Origin of the sequence: uncultured Megasphaera sp., assembly GCF_900539295.1 — a bacterium.
Classification (GTDB): Bacteria; Bacillota; Negativicutes; order Veillonellales; family Megasphaeraceae; genus Megasphaera.
In genome coordinates this window covers 1-19,082 of sequence record NZ_UQBH01000005.1, presented here as the reverse complement: position 1 = coordinate 19,082, position 19,082 = coordinate 1, and the positions used below count along the sequence as shown (strand labels likewise).

The 19,082-nt window shown below is 55.8% G+C and carries 10 protein-coding genes; all 10 read left to right on the top strand.

Annotated elements, in window-relative coordinates; genetic code table 11:
- Positions 1-12 precede the first annotated feature (12 nt).
- The 10 genes from QZQ46_RS02570 (at position 13) to hemW (ending at position 18,743) form a co-directional block, all read left to right on the top strand.
- Positions 13-2,445 carry a glycogen/starch/alpha-glucan phosphorylase gene (locus QZQ46_RS02570; RefSeq protein WP_296826525.1) on the top strand — a complete coding sequence of 811 codons (2,433 nt, stop codon included), beginning with the start codon at positions 13-15 and terminating at the stop codon, positions 2,443-2,445.
- Between the two features lie 19 nt (positions 2,446-2,464).
- Complete coding sequence (gene glgB, locus QZQ46_RS02565; protein WP_296826522.1) at positions 2,465-4,411, top strand: 1,4-alpha-glucan branching protein GlgB; 1,947 nt, start codon at positions 2,465-2,467, stop codon at positions 4,409-4,411.
- Positions 4,412-4,575: 164 nt separating this feature from the next.
- A complete protein-coding gene (glgA, locus tag QZQ46_RS02560) occupies positions 4,576-6,012 on the top strand; it encodes a glycogen synthase GlgA (RefSeq protein WP_296826519.1) in 1,437 nt (478 codons plus the stop codon).
- Between the two features lie 50 nt (positions 6,013-6,062).
- Positions 6,063-9,476: a 4-alpha-glucanotransferase gene (malQ, locus tag QZQ46_RS02555; protein WP_296826518.1), complete on the top strand. Its 3,414-nt coding sequence runs from the start codon at positions 6,063-6,065 to the stop codon at positions 9,474-9,476.
- A gap of 107 nt (positions 9,477-9,583) precedes the next feature.
- Positions 9,584-11,245 (top strand): ATP-dependent endonuclease, encoded by a 1,662-nt coding sequence (locus tag QZQ46_RS02550; RefSeq protein WP_296826516.1) that lies wholly within the window; start codon positions 9,584-9,586, stop codon positions 11,243-11,245.
- A gap of 96 nt (positions 11,246-11,341) precedes the next feature.
- The gene (locus QZQ46_RS02545) at positions 11,342-13,474 is read left to right on the top strand and encodes a DNA topoisomerase 3 (protein ID WP_296826514.1); all 2,133 of its coding nucleotides are present in this window, start codon (positions 11,342-11,344) and stop codon (positions 13,472-13,474) included.
- Between the two features lie 101 nt (positions 13,475-13,575).
- A complete protein-coding gene (locus QZQ46_RS02540) occupies positions 13,576-14,718 on the top strand; it encodes a cysteine desulfurase family protein (protein ID WP_296826512.1) in 1,143 nt (380 codons plus the stop codon).
- A gap of 2 nt (positions 14,719-14,720) precedes the next feature.
- Entirely contained in the window at positions 14,721-15,800 is a 1,080-nt protein-coding gene (gene mnmA / locus QZQ46_RS02535; protein WP_296826510.1) for a tRNA 2-thiouridine(34) synthase MnmA, read from the top strand.
- A gap of 19 nt (positions 15,801-15,819) precedes the next feature.
- Positions 15,820-17,622: a translation elongation factor 4 gene (lepA, locus tag QZQ46_RS02530; RefSeq protein ID WP_296826508.1), complete on the top strand. Its 1,803-nt coding sequence runs from the start codon at positions 15,820-15,822 to the stop codon at positions 17,620-17,622.
- The gene (gene hemW, locus QZQ46_RS02525; RefSeq protein WP_296826506.1) at positions 17,622-18,743 is read left to right on the top strand and encodes a radical SAM family heme chaperone HemW; all 1,122 of its coding nucleotides are present in this window, start codon (positions 17,622-17,624) and stop codon (positions 18,741-18,743) included. The genes lepA and hemW overlap by 1 nt, the downstream gene beginning before the upstream one ends.
- Positions 18,744-19,082 lie beyond the last annotated feature (339 nt).

The following is a 19,082-nucleotide window of genomic DNA, read 5'->3' as shown; positions in this document are numbered from 1 at the left end:
GATAATAAGCATATGAAAACATGGCAGGACAAGGAAGAATTCAAAAGGTTGTTTACAGAGAAAGCCTACCGACTGTGGGAAAAGGAACTGCAAGAGTTAACCTTGAACGAAGTCTATCAGACCATTGCCTACATGATCCGCGATCTGGTCAGTGAAGATTGGATCCGCACCAACCAATCCTATGCTGCGAAAAAAGTCAAACAAGTCTATTATTTTTCCATCGAATTTCTCATGGGCCGCTTGTTGGAATCGAATCTCCTCAATGTCGATATGGACCATATCTGCCGAGATGGTCTGAAAGACCTTGGCTGGGATCTTGAAGACGTCATCCCGGCCGAACGCGATCCCGGTCTCGGGAATGGGGGGCTCGGCCGCTTGGCCGCTTGTTTCATCGACTCTTTGGCTGCCTTGTCCCTTCCCGGTCACGGCAACAGCATCCGTTATCAGTATGGCCTCTTTAATCAGCGTATCGTCGATAATCAGCAGGTCGAACTGCCCGACAACTGGTTGGTGAACGGCTATCCCTGGGAAGTCAAAAAGGTCGACAAGGCCGTCTACGTCCGTTTCGGCGGCAATGCCTACATGCGCCCGACGGGGGACGGCAGCCTCGAATGCGTTCACGAACAGTTCTCGACGGTCAAGGCCGTTCCTTATGACGTGCCGGTCATCGGCTTCCACAACGATACGGTCAATACCCTGCGCCTGTGGCGGGCCGAGTATTCCCGGGCAGAAATGTATAAGGAATTGGCGACGGGGGACCGACACCGGGCTTTTCGCTATAAAGACAGCGTCCAGCAGATTTCCCGTTTCCTCTATCCTGATGACAGCACCGAAGACGGCCGTCGCCTGCGCCTGATGCAGGAATACTTCTTCGTGTCGGCCGGCGTTCAAAGCATTGTCCGCCATTATAAGAAAAAATACGGCGAAAGCATCTATCGCTTCGACCAATACGTTGCCATCCACATCAACGATACTCATCCGGCCCTGGTCATTCCCGAGCTGATGCGCATCTTGATGGATGAAGAAGGCCTCTCGTGGCAGGCCGCCTGGGACATTACCGTCCGGACCGTAGCATACACCAACCATACGGTCCTGCCGGAAGCCCTGGAAAAATGGTCCATTCCCATGTTCAAGGACCTCTTGCCGCGAATTTATTTAATTATCGAAGAAATCAACAACCGCTGGCTCCGAGAAGTCCGCCGCCTCTATCCGGGCGATGAAAACAAGGCCCGCGACGTGGCCATCTTGTGGGACGGTCAGATCCACATGGCTCATCTCTCGGTCCTCGGCAGCCACAGCGTCAACGGCGTAGCTGAAATCCATTCCCAGATTTTGAAGGATTCGACGCTTCACCAATTCTATACTTGTTTCCCGCACCGCTTTTCCAATAAAACCAACGGCATTTCCCATCGCCGCTGGCTCATTGAGGCTAATCCGAAACTGGCGGCCCTCATCGATGACACCATCGGTGACAAGTGGCGCAAGACGCCGTCGCGCCTGTCGGACCTCATGGCTTATAAAGACGATGCATCTTTTAAAGAACAGCTGGCCAAGGTTAAGACTGAACGCAAGGAATGGCTGGCCCGCTATATTCGGGACAAGTACAACCAGGATATCCGGACCGATTCCATCTTCGATATTCAGATCAAGCGTATTCACCTATATAAGCGCCAGACCTTGAATATCCTTCATATCCTGCACCTTTACTTCCTCTTGAAGGACAATCCGTCCCTTAAAATTACGCCGCGGACCTATCTCTTCGGCGGCAAGGCTGCAGCCAGTTACGGCGAAGCCAAGGAAACGATTCGCCTGATCAACGTCGTAGCCCGCATGATCAATGGCGACCGAACGGTCAGTCAACAGCTGAAGGTCCTGTTCCTGGAAAATTACAACGTTTCCTTAGGACAGCTCCTCTTCCCGGCAGCCGACGTCAGCGAACAGATTTCGACGGCCGGCAAGGAAGCGTCGGGGACGGGGAACATGAAGTTCATGATGAACGGTGCCATTACCCTTGGGACCATGGATGGGGCCAACGTCGAAATCCACCGCTGCGTCGGTGACGACAACTGCGTCATCTTTGGCCTCAGAGCCGATGAAGTCATGAATTACTACGTTCGCGGCGGCTATTCGTCGTGGAAGATGTACAGCAGCGATTCCGATATACGGCGCCTCATGGATGCCCTCGTCGATGGAACGGTAGGCGGCGAAACCTTCGGTCTGCTCTACGAATCCTTCCTCGATAAGAATGACGAATACTTCGTCTTGAAAGATTTTAAACCCTACTGTGCGGCGCAAGAGGAAATCGCCAAGCGGTATGGAAATAAGTCAGACTGGTGGCGGGCCAGTATCGTCAATATCGCCCAATCGGGATACTTCTCCAGCGACCGGACGATCGAGCAGTATGCCGACGATATTTGGCACATCAAACCGTCTAAGCACGACTGAATGACAGGGGGATTATGCGATGAAACTCAGTGCAATCGACGAATACAGTGCCTTCTTGTATCACCAGGGTACGAATTATGCCAGCTATCGACTGTTCGGCGCTCACTTTACAGCGTGGCGCCGCAAATCATGCGTGCGTTTTGCCGTCTGGGCGCCGCACGCACAGAAGGTCAGTGTCGTCGGTGATTTCAACCATTGGGATGACGATGCCAACCCGATGGAACGAAGCCGCCAAGGCAATGGCATTTGGGTCGCATATATAGAAGGCCTGAAAGAAGGCGATATTTATAAATACGCCATTACGACGGCGTCGGGAGAACGCATCTTAAAGAGCGATCCCTACGCTTTCTGGTCGGAAGTACGGCCTCATACGGCATCGAAATTGACCAAGCTCCACTATACCTGGCACGATAAGAAATGGATGGAAAGCCGCCAGGCTTACGACTCCTACCGCAAGCCCATGCTGACTTATGAAGTCCATCTCGGCTCGTGGCGGCGCGGCGAAGACGGCGGCATGCTGACTTACCGCGATATAGCCGAAGAGCTGGTCGCTTATGTAAAAGACATGAATTATACCCATATCGAGCTCATGCCGCTGTGCGAATATCCTTTTGACGGTTCCTGGGGCTATCAGGGAACGGGCTATTTTTCAGCGACCAGCCGTTATGGAAAGCCGGAAGATTTCATGTATCTCGTCGACCTGTGCCACCGAAACGGTATCGGCGTCATCCTCGACTGGGTGCCGGGCCATTTTTGCCGCGACGCTCACGGCCTGCGCTGCTTCGACGGCGAACCGTGCTACGAATCGGGCAATCCGATTTTGGCGGAAAACAAAGAATGGGATACGATGAACTTCGATTACGGCCGGACGGAAGTCCAGTCCTTCCTCATTTCCAGCGCCATCTTTTGGCTGAACCAGTTCCATATCGACGGCCTGCGCATCGATGCCGTGGCCAACATGCTCTACCTCGATTACGGCCATCCCGACGGAGGCTGGCAGGCCAATAAGTACGGCGGCCGGGAAAATCTGGAAGCCATCGACTTTTTGCGCCGCCTCAATACGGCTGTCTTTAAGGAATTTCCTCAGGCCCTGATGATTGCTGAAGAATCGTCGGCTTGGCCGCTCGTAACCAAACCGGTCGACGTCGGCGGTCTGGGATTCAACTATAAGTGGAACATGGGCTGGATGAACGACATGCTGCGTTACATGGCCATGGATCCCTTGTTCCGCAAGGACAACCACAATCTCATTACCTTTTCCTTGTGCTATGCCTTTTCGGAAAACTTCATCCTGCCCTTGTCGCACGATGAAGTCGTTCACGGCAAGCACTCGCTCCTCGATAAGATGCCCGGCGATTACTGGCAGAAATTTGCCGGCCTCCGCGCCTTCTACGGCTACTGGATGGCTCATCCCGGCAAGAAGCTCCTGTTCATGGGCAGCGAATTCGGCCAGTTCATCGAATGGAAGTACGATGACAGCCTGGACTGGCATCTCTTGAATTACCCCATGCACCTGGCTATGCACGACTACGTACGGAAACTGAATTCATACTACGTCGACCATCCGGAATTCTGGGAAGAAGACTGCGACTGGTCGGGCTTTTCCTGGATCAGCTGCGACGACCATGACAACAGTGCCATCGCCTTCTTCCGGACGGGAAAAGACGAAACGGATTCGACCGTCGTCCTCTGCAATTTTACGCCCGTCGTCCGCCATTCGTACCGTATCGGCGTCCCCGTAAAGGGCGACTACGTGGAAGTCTTCAACAGCGATGCCGAAGCCTTTGGCGGGTCGAACGTTCTCAATGAAGGCGTCTTTACCGCCCAGGACGTTCCCATGCACGGCATGGACCAGTCTATCGAACTGACCCTGCCGCCCTTGGCGACGATTTACCTGCGCCTCACGGGAGACACGAAGCATTTATTGGAAACCCATGAAGGTATGGACGAAGGACCGAAAGCATGAGAAAGAAGGCGACTGCCATGGGAAAAGGAACACGCCGGCGCCAAGTGCGGCGGTTGGTACAAGGAGAACATCAAGAAAACCAAAATCAAAACATACATCGACGTGCCGATGCGAATGCGTCATCGGTACCGACTCAATCAGACAGCAAAAGGGAGGGACAGACGATGAAGGTATTATTTGTGGCCTCAGAAGCAGTGCCATTTATTAAAACAGGCGGCTTGGCCGACGTTATGGGGGCCTTGCCGAAGGCCTTAGCCAAAAAAGGCATGGACGTTCGGCTGGTCATTCCGAAATACAGCGGCATTGCCGATGCCATAAAGGAAAAGATGAAGCCCGTTGTCAACGGTACGGTCAATCTGTCTTGGCGCCAGCTCTATTACGGCGTCGAAATGATCGAACAAGACGGCGTGACCGTCTATTTCATCGACAACGAATGGTATTTTAAGCGGGACGGCCTCTACGGGTTCGGCGACGATGCCGAACGATTTGCCTATTTCTGCCGCGCCGTCCTGACCATGCTGCCCGCCGTCGGCTTCCAGCCGGATATCATCCACTGCAACGACTGGCACACAGGGCTCATGGGCGTCTTCCTGAAAGAAGACTTCCGGCACGACGACTTCTACAAAGATATGAAAATCGTCTATACGATTCACAACTTGAAGTATCAGGGCATCTATCCGCCGTCCATCATGCGCGACATCATCGGGTTGCCGCAGGAACTCTTTGACAACGGCAATCTCGAATGCGACGGCTGCGTCAACTACATGAAGTCCGGCCTGGTATACGCCGACCGGGTTACGACGGTCAGCCCGACTTATGCTCAGGAAATCACCTATCCCTACTTTGGCGAAGGCCTGGACGGCTATATCCGCGCCAACAGCGGCAAAATGACGGGCATCTTGAACGGTCTCGACGTCGATGCCTACAATCCTGAAACGGATCCGTACATTACCAAGCAGTATTCCGTAGCTACGGCCCGGGCCGACAAGCGGGAAAATAAAGACGCCCTGCGGGCTGAACTGGGCCTTCGCATCAAGCGCGGCGTGCCCCTCATCGCCATGGTAACGCGCCTTGTCGAAGACAAGGGCCTGGATCTGGTCATGCGCATCATGGATGAACTCGTCGACGACGAAGTTCAGCTGGTCGTCGTCGGGACCGGTGACGCCGGTTATGAAGACGCCTTCCGGGAACTGGCCTACCGCCATCCAAACAAGGTGTCGGCCAACATCCTCTTCGACGAAGCCTTGGCCCATAAGGTTTACGCTGCGTCGGATATGTTCCTCATGCCGTCGCGCTATGAACCGTGCGGCCTGAGCCAGCTCATTGCCCTGCGCTACGGCTCCATTCCTATCGTCCGGGAAACGGGGGGACTCAAGGATACGGTCCAGCCTTTCGATAAGTACAGCAAGAAGGGCAACGGCCTGACCTTCCCGAACTTCAATGCTCACGAACTCTTGTTTACGACGAAGCGGGCCCTCGGCTATTACGAAGACGATGCCCTCTGGGATCAGCTGGTCCGCAATGCCATGACCTGCGATTACAGCTGGAATCAGTCGGCTGAATCGTATATAAATTTATATGAAAGTGTACTGCAGCTGTAAGGGGCTCAGTATCGGGTCCCCCGTCGGGTATGTGCGACGGGGGATTCTTGATGAATACGAAAGGATTTCCTATGGACTTACGACTGTATCACAACTCTCATGATTTTTACTATCGATCTTCCTTCGGCGCCGTCCCGGCAGGCAGCCGCCTCATCCTGCGCCTTGCGGCGGAGGGCCGTGCCGAAGGCTGTAGGGCTCAGGTCCGGCTGTGGCAGAGCAACGTCGGTGAAGCCCTGATGCCCATGACCTATGAAGACGGGGCCTTTACTGCTGTCGTCGACATGCCCGATAAGGGCTGCCTTCTCTGGTACTACTTCATCCTCGAAGATGGCGATACGACGCGGTACTACGGAAACAATTGCGACCAACTCGGCGGGGAAGGGGCGGTCTATGAAACGGTACCGCCGGGCTATCAGATTACGGTGTACGATCGAGCATCGCGGACGCCGGACTGGTTTAAGCACGCCATCGTCTATCAGATTTTTCCCGACCGCTTCTACCGCAGCCGGGATACGGACAACCTCTGGGGCAAGGAAGGGGCCGTCATTCACAGCAACTGGTATGACCGGCCGTATTACTGCAAGCGCGAAGGCGTCGGCGACATCGTCTATTACGACTTTTTCGGCGGCAATATCAAGGGCATTCAGGAGAAACTGCCCTACCTTAAAGAATTGGGCATTACGGCCATTTACTTAAACCCTATCTTTGAAAGCTCGAGCAACCACCGTTACGGAACGGCTGATTATTTCCGCGTCGACCCCATGCTGGGGACCAACGAAGAATTCGCCGCCTTCTGCAAGGCTGCCAAGGAGGCGGGCATGGCCATCATCCTCGACGGCGTCTTCAGCCACACCGGTGCCGACAGCATCTATTTCAACCGCTTCGGCCATTATCCCGGGGTCGGCGCCTACCAGTCGAAGGAATCGCCGTATTACGAGTGGTTCCGTTTCAACAACTACCCCGACGACTATGAATCGTGGTGGGGCGTATCGGACCTGCCAGACGTCGATGAAACGAATCCGTCGTACATGGATTTTATCATCAACAAGAAAGACAGTGTCCTTAAATACTGGCTCAATCAGGGCATCAGCGGCTGGCGTCTCGACGTCATCGACGAATTGCCCGTACCCTTTTTACGGCAGTTCTATAAGACCTTAAAGGAAGAAAATCCTGACGCCGTTCTCATCGGCGAGGTCTGGGAAGACGCGTCGAATAAGGTAAGCTACAGCGAGCAGCGGGAATACCTCTCGGGCTACGATATCGACAGCGCCATGAATTATGCCCAGCGGGCCTTGATGGTCGACTTTGTTACCGGAGCCAAGGACGGACGGCGCATGAACGACGAATTGACCCGCCTTCGGGAAAATTATCCTAAAGAAAATTTCTATGCCATGCTCAACCTCATCAGCAGCCACGACATCGAACGAATTTTGACCGTCCTCAGCGCTGCCGGCGGTACTGAAGTGGCCACGGCCGAAGATACGGCCAAGAAGCGGCTGAAGCTGCTGACTGCCTGGCAGATGACCATGCCCGGTGCGCCCTGTATCTATTACGGCGATGAAGCCGGCCTTACAGGCGGCAAAGATCCGGACAACCGCCGGACCTACCCTTGGGGGAGGGAAGACTGGGATATCCTGGGCTGGACCAAGGCTCTGACGCGCCTGCGCACGGCTCATGACGCCCTGCAGACGGGCCGCTTCATTCCCCTCTACGCCGACGGCGACGTCTTCGCCTTTGCTCGTCTCATCGAAGGCGGTCGCGACGTCTTCGGGAAACCGGCCGAAGACGGCCTGTTCATCGTCGCCATGAACCGCAATCCGTCGGCCCTGCGGACCATCAGCCTCTATACGGACGGGCTGGCTTACGGCAAGTTCACTGACGCCCTTCACACGCGGATGGAACCGGCCGTCACCTTGAACAGCCGCCTGACTTTGACACTGCCGCCCTTAGAAGCAGTCATCTTAAAGGGCAGTGAAGCCGGCAAGAAGCGCTGCGGCGTCCTCCTCCATCCGACGTCCCTGCCGGCAGCTGTCGGAAACGGCGTCCTAGGTACGGCAGCCTGCCGCTTCGTCGACTTCTTAAAGGCAGGAGGCCAACAGGTGTGGCAGATCCTGCCCTTGATGCCGCCCCTTACGGGCGATTCACCGTACTTGTCGGAATCGGCCTTTGCCGGGAATGAAGCCCTCATTTCCCTGGAAGTCCTGCGGGATTGGGGCTGGCTGAAAGATGAAATTGTCTCCGGCTTTATCAAAAAGGGGAAGGAGGGCCTGTCTTGGCACGAGGCAGCTGCCGAAAAGGCCCGCATCTTGTGGAACCTCTCTCATGATAAGAATCTGACCATTTCCTGGCAGCCCTTCCGGGAATTTTGTGAAGCCAATGCTTACTGGCTCGATGACTACGCCCTGTTCCGCAGCATCCGCGACTTCTTTAAAGGCCGTCCCTGGACGGAATGGCCCGACGATATCCGCCGCCACGAGGAAGAGGCCCTTGCGCGGTATGCTAAGGAATTGGCCGGATCCGTATCTCACGTCAAATTCATGCAGTACATCTTCGACCGCCAGTGGCACGAGCTGCGGTCCTATGCCAAGAAGAACGGCGTCATTATCCTCGGTGACCTGCCCATGTTCGTCGCCCACGACAGCGCCGACTGTTGGGCTCACCAGGACCAGTTCGACCTCGATGAAGAAGGGCGTCCCGTATCCGTTGCCGGCGTCCCGCCCGATTACTTCAGTGCCGACGGCCAGCTCTGGGGCAATCCCCTCTACGACTATGAAGCCATGGCAGCCGACGGCTACCAGTGGTGGACCGACCGCTTCCACCGCATGAAAGACCTCTTCGACGAGCTCCGCGTCGACCACTTCCGGGGCTTTGCCGCTTACTGGGCCGTACCAAACGGTTCGCCGACGGCCAGGGACGGTGCTTGGAAAGAAGGGCCGGGCCTCGAGTTGTTCCGGGCAGTCTATCAGAAACTGGGCCGCCTGAACCTGGTCGCGGAAGATTTGGGCGTCATTACCGATGACGTCTGCGCCTTAAAAGACGACCTCGATCTTCCGGGCATGAAGGTCTTCCAGTTCCACCTCAAAGACCGGGCCGACGGTGTCATGGCCTTCGATACGGAACCGAACTGCATCGCCTATACGGGAACTCACGATAACAATACGATCCGCGGCTGGTACGAAGAAGACCTGACGCCGAGCGAACAGCTCCACATCCGCCAGATGCTGAATCTTTCCGACGATGTCACACCGGAAGAACTGGTACAGGCCGTCATCGCCTATACCTACCGCCGCCGGGCAGAAACGGTCATCGTACCTATGCAGGACCTGCTGAGTCTTCCGGCCGAGTCCCGCATGAACGTTCCCGGCGTAGCCGATGGCAACTGGCACTGGCAGATGACCGAAGGGCAGATGACCTTTGACCTCGCCCGCCGGCTGGCCAAACTCTGCCGTCAAAGCGGTCGCTGAGAAATCCTTGCTGAAATGGAATAACGCGCTGACTCCTAAAAGAAAGGAGCAGCGCGTTTTTTGTCGAATACCTATAGTAAGGAAAGCGTGAAAAGGGAGGAGATATCGTGTATATCACGCATATGCGAATTCAAAATTATCGGAACTTACAAGACGTAGAGATGACCTTTCATGAAAAGGCAAACTATATCGTCGGTGAAAACGCCATCGGCAAGAGCGGTTTGCTGCGCCTCCTGGCCTACATGAGCGACGGCCGCAATGTCGATGAAGAGGACTATGCCGATCCGTCACAGCCCATCGTCATCACCTTGGGCCTTCACCTGCTGGAGAGTGACAAGGAATACTTTGCCGACAGGCCCGATGAGCATCGCCAGAACCTGCGGGTCCGCATGGAAATGCACATCAGCGATATGTATCCCCACCTCTATCTCGATGACAGCGGGGAAGAGCTGCCCTTGGAATTGATCCGCCGCCTACGCTACGTGTCCTATTCGGCGACCCTTCCGGAAGAACAGCGGGTGGCACCGCGGATTTATCGAGCCCTGGAACAGAAGCTCTCGGCTTGGAGCGAGCAGCATTGGGACAGCCTGTCGGAAGAGGCCCGGGCCTTCATCCATCATGAAGTGGCCGTCGGCAGCCTCGATTCTTCCTACTTCGTCAATATCTTCCTCTTGTCGAAGCTCTTGTGCCGCACGGACCGGCCCCGAGCCGACAATATGAAATTCATTTCCCTGGCCGCCCTGTGCGTCATTACTCATGTCTATCAAATGTCCATCAGCCGGGCCGTACCCATGGAACACAACCTCATCGTCGATGAAAAGGGGCGGCGCTATCTGCCGCTCATCATTTCCATCGACGAACCGGAAATTCACCTGCACCCGTATATGCAGCGGTCGGTCCTCCATTACTACCAACAGCTCCTCCACAATGAGGACCCTCAATTCTGCCGCCTCCTCAAGGACTTATTCAACATCGACGGCCTGCGGGGCCAGCTGTTCATCGTCACCCATTCGACGGATTCCCTTATCGACGACTATCGCAACATCATCCGCCTGTACCGCGACAAGAAGGGCATGGTCAAGGCGGCCTGCGGCGTCTGTTTCCACTTCAATGAAGAAATCGAAAAACACCTCATCATGCATTTTCCGGAAGTCAAGGCAGCCCTCTATTCGCGAAGCGCCCTCATCGTCGAAGGGGAAACGGAGTACGGCTGCTTCCATCAGTTCGGCGTGACCCTCGGTATCCCTTTCGACTACTACGGCATCTGTCTCATCAACGCCCGCGGCGAAAGTTCCATCGCCAAGATCAAAGCGTTATTGGAGTATTTCAAAATCCCTGTCGCTGCCTTGTACGATGCCGACGTCAAAGGCGCTCACAAGGGCGAACGGGGCGTCTATTTTACCAATGAAATCTGCTTTGAAATGGATTTGGCCAAGACCCTCCTCGACAGGGGGCGGCGCCGTGATTTAGACCGCATCATCAACACGGCCTGCGGCGACCATGCCCGGGCGACGACGGACATGATAAGAAAGGCCTGCCGCAAATTGGACATCAATTACCACGACTATCCGGCTCGACGACTGTGGAATGTCAATCCCCGCAACCAACGGGCCTTGTACATCTACTATTTTGCCTGGCTGTACAGCAATAAAGGCGTCATCCTCGGCCGTCTTCTCGGCCAGTCCCTTGAAAAAGACGATATTCCGCCGGCCTTTGCCAACGTCATCAAGGCGGTCGGACAATTAGCCAAAGTAACCCAAGCCGTATAGGCCTGGGTTGCTTTTTGTGCCGGCGGAACCCTGTAAAGAAACCTCAAAATATGATATACTATAAGGTACAGTCTATTGCAGAAAGAGAGATGTGGTATGAAACTTTTTATTGCCGAAAAACCGAGTATGGCCCGGGAACTGGCTAAGTGCCTGCCGGAACCTCACCGGCGGGGAAACGGCTGTATCCGTACGGGAGGCGGCATCGTCACCTGGGCTTACGGTCACGTCCTGCAGCAGGCCGAGCCCCAGGATTACGATCCGAAATATAAGCGCTGGAATGCCGAGGATTTGCCCATCATTCCCGAAGAGTGGAAGCTCCTCATCAGTCCGGCCAGCAAAGAACAGTTCCATATCATTGAAGGCCTCATTTCAAGTCCCGACGTCGACGGCATCGTCAATGCCGGTGACCCGGACCGGGAAGGGCAGCTGCTCATCGACGAGATCCTCGACTACGTGGGAAATGAAAAGCCCGTCGAGCGCATTCTCCTCAACGCCCTTGATGAAAAGAGCATCCATGAATCCTTAGGCGATCTTCGCAGCAACGGCGACTTCGTCCATCTGAAGGAATCGGCCTTGGCCCGGAGCCGAGCCGACTGGCTTATCGGCATGAACCTGTCCCGGGCTTATACCTTGTCGGCCCGTCGTCAGGGCCATCGCGTCGTCTTTCCCATCGGCCGGGTCAAGACGCCGACCTTAGCCCTCGTCGTCCGCCGTCAGCGGGAACTCGACGATTTCGTGCCGGTCACATACTACGTCGTAAAAGCCGATTTTGAGCATAAAAACGGCATCATCCGCGCCCAGTGGCAGCCGAAAGATACTCAGGCCGGCCTCGATTCAGAAGGGCGCTGCGTCAAAGAAGAGGCGGCAAAGGATATCTTATCCCGCCTGGCCGAAAACCCCGACGGAACGATCGTCGAAAATAAGAAGTCCAAGAAGAAAGAGTCCCAGCGCCTGCCCCTGTCCTTGTCGTCCCTGCAGGTCCTGGCCGGCAAGCGCTACGGCTATACGCCGCAGCAGGTCCTCGATACGGCCCAGACCTTGTACGAACGAAAATTGACGACCTATCCTCGTTCGGACTGCGAATACCTGCCCCTCAATCAGCGAAAGGACGTGCCCCGCATCCTTCAGAACATCGCCGCCATTCCGGCGGGGAAACTGGCCGAGTGGGCCGGCGGTGCCGACGGCAAGATCAAGAGCCGGGCCTGGAACGACAGTAAGATTACGGCTCATCATGCCATCATCCCGACGACCGTCCCTTGTCCTTTCGATAAATTGACGGCTGTCCAGCAGCACATCTACTACCTCATTGCCCAGGCTTATTTGGCCCAATTCTATCCGATCCACGAATACGATCAGACGCGGATCACCATCGACTGCGCCGACGAGACCTTCGTTGCCCACGGCAAAGCCGTCACCGTTCTCGGCTGGAAAGCCCTCTATCAGAACGATAAGGGCGAAGACGAAGAAGAAAAAGGCGAACTTCCCGTCGTCCGCAAGGGCGATAGCGTCCACTATCAGAGCGGCCAAGTCGACAAGAAGGCGACCAAGCCGCCGCCGCGGTTTACGCCGTCGACCTTACTGGCAGCCATGAAAGAGATTTATAAATACGTCAAAGACGACAGCTTGAAGAAAAAGCTGAAGGAAGTTCAAGGCATCGGCACAGAAGCGACGCGGGCGACGATCATCCAAGAGCTGATCCAGCGGAAATTCCTGACGGCAGAAGGGAAGAAAAAATACCTGAAGCCGACGGACAACGCCTATCTCCTCGTCGATTCTTTGCCTGACGAAATGCTCTATCCCGATGAAACGGCCATCTGGGAAGAGCGGCTCTATCAGATGAGCCTTGGCAAGGACAATCTCGACGCCTTCCTCCGGGACCAACTGGACTTTTTAAAGGCCTTGGTCACCGCTGCCGGCGGCGTCGTCATGAAGGTGAAAGGGGCCAAGGCCTGTCCAGACTGCGGCAGCCCCATGGTCAAGCGTCACGGCAAGTACGGCGACTTTTACGGCTGCAGCAACTATCCGACGTGCCGCCACACAGAACCCGTTTCAGGAGGGGGTAAAGACGGAGACGTCAAGCCGTCGCCTTATCCCTGCCCGCGCTGCAAGAAGGGGACCTTCCAAAAAAGGAATGGCCCCTACGGCGCCTTTTGGGTCTGCAGTGAAAATCGCTGCAATACGAAGTGTGCCGACGTCGACGGCGTGCCCAGCCTCTACGTCAAGTCGTAATCGGCGGTTCGGCAGATATACAAAACGGCCTCCCTATGGTATTATAAAGATTAAGCTATTTTTTTATGGCTTTTTTGTCAATAGAGGAGTAAGTACTATAAATGAAACGCATTTATTTAGATAATGCCGCAGCGACGCCTATGGATCGGGAAGTCCTGGACGCCATGATGCCCTATTTGACGACATCCTACGGCAATCCGTCGAGCCTCCATTACTTTGGTCAACAGGCTCGGGCCGCCGTCCAGAAGGCGCGCGGTCAAGTCGCTCACGTCCTCGGCGTCAGCGGCGAAGACCTGGTCTTTACCAGCGGCGGAACGGAAGCGGATAACCTGGCTATTTTAGGGTATCTGCGGGCCAATTTCCCAAAGGGCGGCCACGTCATTACGACGGCCGTCGAACACCACGCCGTCCTGCGCACCTTTCAGGCTCTGGAAGAAAAGGGCTATGACGTGACCTATGTCCCCGTCGGCCCCGACGGCTGTGCGTCGGCAGAGGACGTGGCCGCGGCTATCCGGGACGATACGGTCCTTATTTCGGTCATGTACGCCAATAATGAAACGGGCATGATCCAACCCATTGAAGCCATTGGAGCCGTAGCTGTGGAAAAGGATGTCGCCTTCCACGTCGACGCCGTCCAGGCCTTCGGCTATCTTCCCGTCCGGCCTTTAGAACAGGGCATCGACATGCTCACCGTCTGCAGCCATAAGATTTATGGTCCTAAGGGCGTCGGCGCCTTGTATATCCGCCACGGCCTCAAGGTGGCATCTGAAGCTTACGGCGGTCCTCAGGAACACCGGCTGCGGGCAGGGACCGAAAACGTCGCCGCCATCGTCGGTTTCGGCGAGGCAGCGGCCTTGCTTGAAAGGGAGCGGGAAGACCGGGCCAAAGCGGCCCGGGTCCTGACCGACCTCGTCTACGACAAGCTCATTAAAGACGATCCTCGGTTCCGCCTCAACGGCAGCCGCCGTCAGGTCCTGCCCAACATCATCGACTTCAGCGTCGACGGGGTGGACAGCGCTATTTTACTCATTGCCCTCGATTTACAGGGCATTGCCGTATCGGCCGGGTCGGCCTGTGAAGCCGGTGCCGTCGAAGCGTCCCACGTCCTACAGGCCATGGGCGTCGAAGAAAAGTGGCTGCGCAGCAGCATCCGCTTGTCCGTCGGCAAAGACAATACGACAGAAGATATTGAACACGCCGTGTCCCAAATCCGGGACGCCGTGACGACCAGTAGAGGAGATTAGACATGAAACGAGTCGCAGTAGCTATGAGCGGCGGCGTCGACAGCTCGGTTACGGCCGGCCTTTTAAAGCAGCAAGGGTATGATGTCATCGGCATCACCCTGCGCCTGTGGGAAGAAGACCCGGCCTGTACCATCGACAACGTCCACGCCTGCTGTTCCCTCAGTTCCGTCGACGACGCCAAAGCCGTCGCTTCGGTACTGGGCATTCCCCATTATACCTTGGATTTCCGCGAATTGTTCCGCCGCGATGTCATCGACTATTTCGTCGATTCCTATCGCCGCGGCAAAACGCCCAATCCCTGCATTGCCTGCAATAAATTTATTAAATTCGGCCTGCTCTGGGAAAAAGCCAAACAGTTTGGCGCCGACTTCCTGGCCACCGGCCATTACGCCCGTATCGCCAAAGACGAAGAGACGGGCATCTATTCGCTCTTACGCGGCACAGACCGCCGCAAGGACCAGTCCTACGTCCTCTATCAGCTGACGCAGGACATCTTGCCGCACCTCCTGTTTCCCATGGCCGACCTTGAAAAGGCCGACACGCGGAAACTGGCCAAAGAGTGGAACCTTCCAGTCTTCAACAAACCCGAGAGTCAGGATATTTGCTTCATTCCCGACAACGATTACAAGGGATTTTTGGAAAAGGAACAGAAGGATATCTTTAAGCCCGGTGACTTTGTCGATGAAGCGGGCCGCGTCATCGGCCGCCATCAGGGCATTGCCGCCTATACCGTCGGCCAGCGGCGGGGGCTCAATCTCGGCGGTCCCGGAGGACCGTACTACGTAACGGCCTTAGACGTCGAACACAACCGGGTCATCGTCGGTTCCGAAAAAGACCTGTTTCAGACGACGGTCGAAGCCAGCGAAGCGACCTGGGTCGAACCGGTGCCGGATACGCCTTTCAGGGCTCTCGGCAAGATCCGCTATGCTGCCAATGAATCGCCGTGCACGGTCTATCCCAAAGGCGACGATATGCGCGTCGAGTTCGACGAAGCCCAGCGTGCCGTTACGGCCGGCCAGGCCCTCGTGCTCTACGATGCTGAAACAGGAGAACGCGTCCTCGGCGGCGGCGTCATCCAATAAGAAAGAGGGGAAACATACGGTGTCCACAGATCATATCAGAAACTTTTCAATCATTGCTCATATCGACCACGGCAAGTCTACCCTGGCCGACAGGATGCTGGAAATGACCGGCACTGTTCCCGAACGGGAGATGGAAGCCCAATTACTCGACACGATGGATCTCGAACGAGAACGAGGCATTACCATCAAGGCCCAGTCGGCCCGCCTCATTTACGATGCCAAAGACGGCAAGCAGTACACGCTGAACCTCATCGACACGCCGGGGCACGTCGACTTCAACTACGAGGTCTCCCGGAGTCTGGCTGCCTGTGAAGGAGCCCTGCTCATCGTCGACGCCACCCAGGGCGTCGAAGCTCAGACTTTGGCCAACGTATACCTTGCCTTGGAACATGACTTAGAAATCATCCCCATCATCAACAAGGTCGACCTGCCCAGTGCAGACCCGGACCGGGTCTGCAAGGAAATCGAAGACGTCATCGGCCTCGATGCGTCGGACGCCATCATGATCAGTGCCAAGACGGGCCTTGGCGTCGACCAGGTCCTGGAAGCCATCGTCCAGCGCATTCCCGCACCGGCCGACGAAGAAGATAAGCCTTTGCGGGCCCTCATCTTCGACTCCCACTTCGATGCCTATAAAGGGGCCATTGCCAACATCCGCATCATGGAAGGCAGCTTAAAGCCCGGTCAGCGCATCCGCATGATGGCTTCGGGCAAAGAATTTGAAGTCATCGAAACGGGTGTCTTCCTGCCTCAGATGCATCCCGTTCCGTCTCTCGGCTGCGGCAGTGTCGGCTATTTGGCAGCTAGCATGAAGAACGTCCGCGACTGCCGCGTCGGCGATACGGTCACCTTGGCCGAACGGCCGGCGTCGGAAGCCCTGCCGGGCTATCGCCGGGCTGTGCCCATGGTCTACTGCGGCCTCTACCCGGTCGAAACGAACGATTACGACAACCTGCGCGACGCCTTGGAAAAACTCCACCTCAACGACGCAGCCCTGCTCTTTGAACCGGAAACGTCGTCAGCCCTGGGCTTCGGCTTCCGCTGCGGCTTCTTGGGCCTTCTCCATATGGACGTCGTCCGCGAACGGTTGGAACGGGAATACGACCTGTCCCTGATTACGACGGCGCCGTCGGTTATTTACCGCGTCTACTGCACGGACGGGACGATGGTCGAAGTCGATAACCCGTCGCAGATGCCCGACATGACCAAAGTCGACCACATCGAAGAACCTTTGGTCAAGACGACGATCATCATCCCCAAGGACATGGTCGGCACGGCCATGGAAATTTCCCAGAGCCGCCGCGGTCAGTACGTCACCATGGACTACCTCGACGACACGCGGGTCTCCTTGGTCTACAACCTGCCCTTGTGCGAAATCCTTTACGACTACTTCGACGTCTTGAAGTCGGCCACCCGCGGCTATGCCTCTCTCGACTATGAGCTCAATGGCTACCAGTCGTCGCCCATGGTCAAGATGGACATCCTCATCAACGGCGACGTCGTCGACGCCCTGAGCGTCATCGTCCACCGCGACTTTGCCGCCCGCCGCGGCCGGGCCCTGGTCGAAAAGCTGCGCAGCCTCATTCCACGCCAGCTCTTCCAGATCCCCGTTCAGGCAGCTGTCGGCAATAAGATCATCGCCCGTGAAAACGTAGCGGCCCTTCGCAAAGACGTCTTGGCCAAGTGCTACGGCGGCGATATTTCCCGTAAGCGCAAGCTCCTTGAAAAACAGAAGGAAGGCAAGAAGCGGATGAAACAGTTCGGCACCGTCGAAATTCCCCAGGAAGCCTTCATGGCCGTCCTCAAAGTCGACGAATCGTAATGCTCGGCTTATACGTTCACATTCCCTTTTGCCGCCACAAGTGCCTGTACTGCGATTTTCCTTCGTACAGCGGCCTCGAACGCTATCTGGAAGGGTACGTTCCGGCCCTGTGCCGGGACATCGCAGCCTCACCCTATGCCGGTCAAAAGGCCGATACAATCTATATCGGCGGTGGTACGCCGTCGATGCTCTCGGCGACGGCCATGGGGGACATCCTCTGGCAGCTGCGGCAGACCTTCGTCGTAACCGATGATGCAGAAATCACAGTCGAAGCTAATCCCGAGAGCCTCGACGGGGAAAAGGCAGCGGCCTACGTTTCCTACGGCATAAACCGCCTGAGTCTCGGCATCCAGTCCTTTTCCGACCGGATGCTGTCCTTTTTGGGGCGCATCCACACGGCAAAGGAAGGGGAGCGGGCCCTTCGCGCCGCCTGGGACGCCGGTATCCATAACCTGTCCCTGGATTTGATGTATGGTCTTCCGGGCCAGACCGTTTCCGACGTGATGGAAGACGTGCAGCGTTTGGGCGACCTTCCTGTGGACCACGCCTCGATTTACAGCCTCATCGTCGAAGACGGGACGCCTTTGAAACACGGCCTTTCTAAGGGCCTTTGGACACTTCCCGAGGACGAGGCTGTCGAAGCTATGGGGAAAGCCGTCCACGATCAGATGCACGGCCTGGGATTCCACCACTATGAAATTTCAAGTTATGCGAAAGGGTCTTTTGAATCGAAACACAACAGCAAGTACTGGACCTATGAACCCTACATCGGCTTTGGCGTGTCAGCCCACTCCTTTGACGGCACGGCTCGCTGGGCCAATATGGCCAATATTCCCCGGTACATCCAAAAAGCCGGCCGGGACAGCGTCGAAGGCGAACGCGTCCTTATCGATGATAAGCGAGCTGTCGAGGACTACTGCTTCTTAGCCCTGCGCCGCCGCGTCGGCATCGATAAAGGAGATTATGCCCGCCGTTTCGGACGGCCTATCGAAGCTGATTTTGGACCGGTCATCGATTCGCTCGTCGCTCAGGGCCTCTTGGAAGAAACGGAAGCTTGGGTCCGCCTCAGCGATAAAGGCTTGGCCTACGGCAACTATGTCTTCGGAAAATTTATCCGCTGAACCATACTGTGATAGATATAAAATCACCTGTCTTGTCTTTTTCCTGTTCGGCTGCAGGAGAAAGTCGGTCAGGTGATTTTTTTGTATTTTTTTGGGAGAATCAGCAGCCTTTTGACCGGAAGCTATGCAGGAACCGATCGGAACGGCCGTAACCGACAGACCGTGATGAAAAAACAGGGAGGCTGGAAAAAACGGACAGCATGAAAAAAATGAGCAGTCACGAAAAAAGCCAGTTCATACCAAACGAAAGAAACCGTCAGAATCTGTTGATCCTGACGGTTTTGTTGGCGCCGAATAGGCATGATAAAACCCCCAGTTACACTGGGGGTAAGTAAATTT

What these genes read in the sequence shown, in the direction of transcription:
- QZQ46_RS02570 (WP_296826525.1), top strand. Translation starts at nt 13, where the DNA reads ATGAAAACATGGCAGGACAAGGAAGAATTCAAAAGGTTGTTTACAGAG.
- glgB (WP_296826522.1), top strand. Translation starts at nt 2,465, where the DNA reads ATGAAACTCAGTGCAATCGACGAATACAGTGCCTTCTTGTATCACCAG.
- glgA (WP_296826519.1), top strand. Translation starts at nt 4,576, where the DNA reads ATGAAGGTATTATTTGTGGCCTCAGAAGCAGTGCCATTTATTAAAACA.
- malQ (WP_296826518.1), top strand. Translation starts at nt 6,063, where the DNA reads ATGAATACGAAAGGATTTCCTATGGACTTACGACTGTATCACAACTCT.
- QZQ46_RS02545 (WP_296826514.1), top strand. Translation starts at nt 11,342, where the DNA reads ATGAAACTTTTTATTGCCGAAAAACCGAGTATGGCCCGGGAACTGGCT.
- QZQ46_RS02540 (WP_296826512.1), top strand. Translation starts at nt 13,576, where the DNA reads ATGAAACGCATTTATTTAGATAATGCCGCAGCGACGCCTATGGATCGG.
- mnmA (WP_296826510.1), top strand. Translation starts at nt 14,721, where the DNA reads ATGAAACGAGTCGCAGTAGCTATGAGCGGCGGCGTCGACAGCTCGGTT.
- hemW (WP_296826506.1), top strand. Translation starts at nt 17,622, where the DNA reads ATGCTCGGCTTATACGTTCACATTCCCTTTTGCCGCCACAAGTGCCTG.